Source organism: Planomonospora algeriensis, from assembly GCF_977012225.1.
Genome location: NZ_CDRNDK010000457.1, coordinates 1 through 4,909 on the forward strand (window position 1 = coordinate 1; position 4,909 = coordinate 4,909).

A 4,909-nucleotide genomic window follows, 5' to 3' on the forward strand; every position below is an offset into this window, starting at 1 on the left:
GACGTGTTCGGGCGCCTGGCGGAGCCGGGTGACGACGGGTACGCCAGGGCCTGGCTCGCCGCCGCGGCCCACCTGGCGGCCGCCGAACGGGCGCTGATCCGGGAGTCCTGGCGCGGGCGGGCGGGCCTGACCTGAGCATCACATGAGTGTCACGGTCATGGGCATAGGGGATTGACTTCCGTTGACTGCGGGGGATGCCTTCTCTTGAGTGGAGGAGTGGCGGCGAGGGGAGGCCCGTGTGCCGTATGCGCAGCCGCTCAGACCGGGGGATCCGGAAAGGCTGGGCACGTACGAGATCGTCGGCCGTCTGGGCGAGGGCGGCCAGGGCGCGGTGTACCTCGGGATGCGTCCCGACACCGCTCCCGAGCCGTACGCGGTCAAGCTGCTGCACGGCCGGATCGCCGATGAGCGGGAGGCGTTCCTGCGCGAGGTGGGCCTGGCCAAGCAGGTGGCCCGGTTCTGCACCGCGCAGGTGATCGACGCGGGGCTGGCCGACGACCGCCCCTACCTCGTCAGCGAGTTCGTCGACGGGCCGTCCCTGCACCGGGAGGTCGCCGTCGGCGGGCCGAGGAGGGACGGCGCGCTGGAGCGGCTGGCCATCGGCACGGCCACCGCGCTCACCGCGATCCACCGGGCGGGGATCGTCCACCGGGACTTCAAACCGCAGAACGTGCTGCTCGGTCCCGACGGGCCCCGGGTCATCGACTTCGGTCTGGCCCGGGCGCTGGACGCGGCGGCCACCCAGAGCGGGCGCGGCGCGGGCACCCCCGCCTACATGGCGCCGGAACAGGTGGAGGGGGCCGAGATCGACCCGGCCGCCGACGTCTTCTCCTGGGGCGCGACCATGTGCTTCGCGGCCAACGCCCAGGCCCCGTTCGGGCAGGACTCGATCGCGGCGGTGCTGCACCGCATCCTCACCGCCCAGCCGGAGCTGGGCGACCTCGACGGGTGGCTCGCCGCGCTGGTCGCCGCCTGCCTGGACAAGGACCCCCGCAACCGGCCCACGAGCCGCGAGCTCCTGCTCACGCTGCTCGGCGACGGTGACGGCGCCGATCCCGGCGACATCGGCAGCGGGTCCGCGGCAGTCGGCGGATCCGCGGCCGTCGGCCTGGGCGGTGCCGACGACTCCGACCGTCCCGGAGATGGAGGCAGGGACGGAGACGGGGAGCGGGACCGGGACCGGGACGAGAGGCGGGGGACGGGGGAGCGGCCGCTCCCCGTGGAAGGGCTCCCCTCCTGTTCCGATTCCGCCCGTTCCGATCCCGCCGGGCCCGTCTCCATCCGCTCGGTCTCCGCCCGCCCGTTCCCCGCGAGCCCGTTCCCCGCGAGTGCGATCCCTGCGATCCCCGCCCCCTGGCGGGAGGCCGGAGCCGCATGGAGCCTTCCGGCGGAGGAACCCGCCGGGACGCGCACGCACCCCGGCAGGGCGGCCACCAGGGCGTCGGTGGCGGTCTCCGGATCGCTCCTGGTCAGCGCCGCCGTGCTGGTGGGGGTGCTGCTCCCGGCACTGAGCGGGAACGGGGGACCGTCCGGGGGAGGGCGGACGCCCGTGCCGCCGGTGGAGTCCGGCGCGTCGATCCTCGCCGAACGGGCGGAGACCAGCACGGAGTCCGGCCCGGCGGTCCCCCGCCGGGAGCACGGCACCGTGCCGGCCAGGAACGTTCCCGGCGCGGGAGGGCCGGCCACGGTCCCGGCCGGAGGGGTCGCGGTGCCGCCGGTGGAGGGACTGGAGCGCTCCGAGGCGCGCCGTGCCCTGGAACGCGCCGGGCTGGTCGCGGGGAGCGTCGTCCAGGTCGACTCCGCGGAACGGATCGGCCGGGTGCTCGGGAGCCTGCCGGAGGCGCGGACCGTGGTGGCCAGAGGCACCGCGATCCGGCTGACGGTCTCGGCGGGCGTGGCCGTCCCCGAGCTGGCGGGACTGCGCAGGAAGGCGGCCGGGGACGCGCTCCGGGCGGCGGGGCTGGAGGTCGGGGCGGTGACGGCGCTCTGCTCGGACCGGCCCTCCGGGCAGGTGGTCGCCACCAGCCCCGGGGCGGGCGAGCGCGTCTCCTCGGGCGGCGCGGTCGCGCTCACGGTGTCACGGCGCGGGGCGCAGGTGCCCTCGGTGGTCGGCTCGGCCGAGGCGGACGCGCGGAGCGCGCTGAGCGGGGCGGGCTTCGCCGTACGGGCGCGGGCACGGCTGGTGGACGGGGCGCGGGCCGGGACGGTGCTGGCGCAGAGCGCGGGCCCGGGCGGGTGCGTCCGGCCGGGCGCCACGGTGGTGATCACCGTCGGGGTCGGGGCGCAGAGCGGGCCCGGCCCGGGGGAGGAGCCGACCGCCGCGCCGGATCCCGGGGATCCGGCCGATCCGACGAGCACGGCGGGTGCGGCGATCCCGGGAAGCACGGAGGTCTCGTGATCGGAAAGCCGTATTCCTGACTCAATGTGGCCATCGTCTCATTTCTCCGTCACCGACGGCATTTCTCGAGCTTCACCCCTACGCTTTCGGTAAGCGCTCCCGTACAGACGGGCGCACGACTGAGATCTCAATAGGGCGGTCCCGATGTCTGGGTTGCTGGGGCGACTGGGTGGATGGTGCGCACGGCGCGGCACGGTCGTGCTGACACTCTGGATCCTGCTGGCGGCGGCGCTGACCGCGGGATCGCTGCTGTTCCCCGGACCGGTCAACAACAACGTCGCCATCCCCGGCACGGACGCGCAGCGCGCCCACGACCTGATGCGCGACGGCTTCGGCCCCGGCTACGACCCGGGCGGCACCGTCCAGATCGTGCTCTACTCCGCCGACGGGCCGCTGATCGACGAACGGCGCAAGAGCGCGGTGCAGCGCGCCGTGGACGAGATCCGGCGGGTCCCGCACGTCGCGGAGGTGCTGACGCCCTACCGGATCGGCGGCCTCGCGCCCAGCCTGCAGATCGGCCTGATCACGGTCAAGCTGGAGGGCCACGACAACTCCCGGCTGGCCGAGACCACCAAGGTGCTGTCCGCCGCGGCCGAGCCCGTCCGGCGGCTCGGCATCGAGGCGGTGCCCGCCGACTCGGGGACCCCGGCCGACAAGGAGATCAAGACCGGCGCCAGCGAGGTCATCGGGGTCGCCTGCGCGCTGCTCGTCCTGCTGTTCGCCTTCGGCACCCTGGTCGCCGCGCTGATCCCGGTCTTCGCCGCCCTGATCAGCATCGCGACCGGCCTCGGCGTGATCGGCCTGCTCGGCCACGTCGTGGACGTGCCCAAGCAGGCCTCGATCATGGCGACGATGATCGGGCTCGGCGTCGGCATCGACTACGCGCTCTTCCTGCTGAGCAGGCACCGCAAGCTGCTGGACGACGGGCTGGCCGTGCACGACGCGGTCCGCCGGACGGCCGCGGGCTCGGGCGGCGCCGTGGTCTTCGCGGGCGGCACGGTGATCATCGCGCTCAGCGCGCTGCTGCTCGGCGGGTTCCCGATGCTGCAGACACTCGGCTGGATCACCGGCATCTCGGTCGTCTGCGCGGTACTCACCTCGGTCACCCTGGTACCGGCCCTGCTCGGTCTGCTCGGTCACCGGATCGACGCGCTGCGCCTGCCGCTGGCGGGCCGCCGCCGGCCCGCGGACGGCTCCTCGGGCTGGGCGGGCCTGGGCAGGTGGGTCTCCCCGGCGGCCCTGGGGCGTGCTCGCGCTCAGCGTCGCGGTGCTGGCCGCGCTCACCGCGCCGGCCCTCGCGCTCAAGCTGGGCCCGCTCGACGACGGCTACGGCGACCGGGCACCGACGCCCGCCGCTCCTACGAGCTCATGCAGGCCGGGTTCGGGCCGGGCATCAACGGGCCGCTGATCGTGGTCGCCGAGCTGGACGAGCCGGTCGCCGACCGGGAGCCCGCGCCCGCCGTACTCCGGACGCTGAAGGAGCGCGTCGGCGCGGTCGAGGGCGTGGCGCACGCGGGCGAGCCGGTGCTCAACTCCGCGGGGACCGCCGTGATGCTGCACGCCGTCCCCGACTTCGCGCCCAGCGACCCCCGGGCCCTGGACGTCGTCGAGGCGGTGCGCGGACTCCGCATCGAGGGGGCGAGCGTGCACGTGGGCGGCGAGGTGGCGGGGATGGCCGACGCCAGTGCCAGGATCGCCGAGCGCACCCCGGTGGTCGTCGGCGTCGTGGTGCTGCTCAGCGCGCTGCTGCTGCTCCTGGCGTTCCGCTCCCCGGTGGTGGCGATCAAGGCCGCGCTGATGAACCTGGTCTCGCTCGGCGCCGCCTTCGGCGCGCTCTCCCTGGTCTTCTCCCTCGGGCTGGGCAGCGGGCTGGTCGGGATGGACCCGCCGGTCAGCATCGACATGTCCTACCTGACCACGCTGTTCTTCTCGGTACCGATCGACGGTTACATCCCGCTGATGCTGTTCGCGGTGCTGTTCGGCCTGTCGATGGACTACGAGGTGTTCCTGCTGACCGCCGTGCGGCAGGCCTACCTGAGGCACGGCGACAACCGCAGGGCGGTGGCCGAGGGGCTGGGCTCGACCGGCCGGGTGATCACCTCCGCGGCGCTGATCATGGTCGCCGTGTTCGTCGCCTTCATCGCCTACCCCGACCCCATGGTCAAGATCTTCGGCGTCGGTCTGGCGGTGGCGGTGGCGGTGGACGCCACGATCATCCGGGGCTTCCTGGTCCCGGCGACCATGGTCCTGCTCGGCCGCTACAACTGGTGGTGCCCGGCCTGGCTGGACCGGATCCTGCCCGACCTGTCCATCGAGGGCCACGACGAGGAGGAGGCCGGCGAGAACCGGGAGCCGGACCTCGTCGGCGCGGGTCGCGCCTGAGCGCAAGGGGCGTTCCGGAGCGTCCGGGGAGCCGCGCGCCTGGGCGCGGGGAGTCGTCCGGAGCCCCGGGGCCCGTTCCCGGGCGCCCGGGAACCGTGTCTCCGGGCGCCCGGGCGCCGTTGAGCGCCC

At 74.6% G+C, this 4,909-nt stretch carries 2 protein-coding genes; both read left to right on the forward strand.

Annotation, left to right across the window (positions count from 1 at the left end; all coding sequences use genetic code 11):
* Positions 1-238: 238 nt before the first annotated feature.
* On the forward strand, positions 239-2,398 hold the full coding sequence (locus tag ACWJ6R_RS30155; protein ID WP_449065473.1) for a protein kinase domain-containing protein: 2,160 nt from the start codon (positions 239-241) through the stop codon (positions 2,396-2,398).
* A gap of 153 nt (positions 2,399-2,551) precedes the next feature.
* Positions 2,552-4,780: an MMPL family transporter gene (locus ACWJ6R_RS30160; protein ID WP_449065474.1), complete on the forward strand. Its 2,229-nt coding sequence runs from the start codon at positions 2,552-2,554 to the stop codon at positions 4,778-4,780.
* The last annotated feature ends 129 nt before the right edge of the window (positions 4,781-4,909 follow it).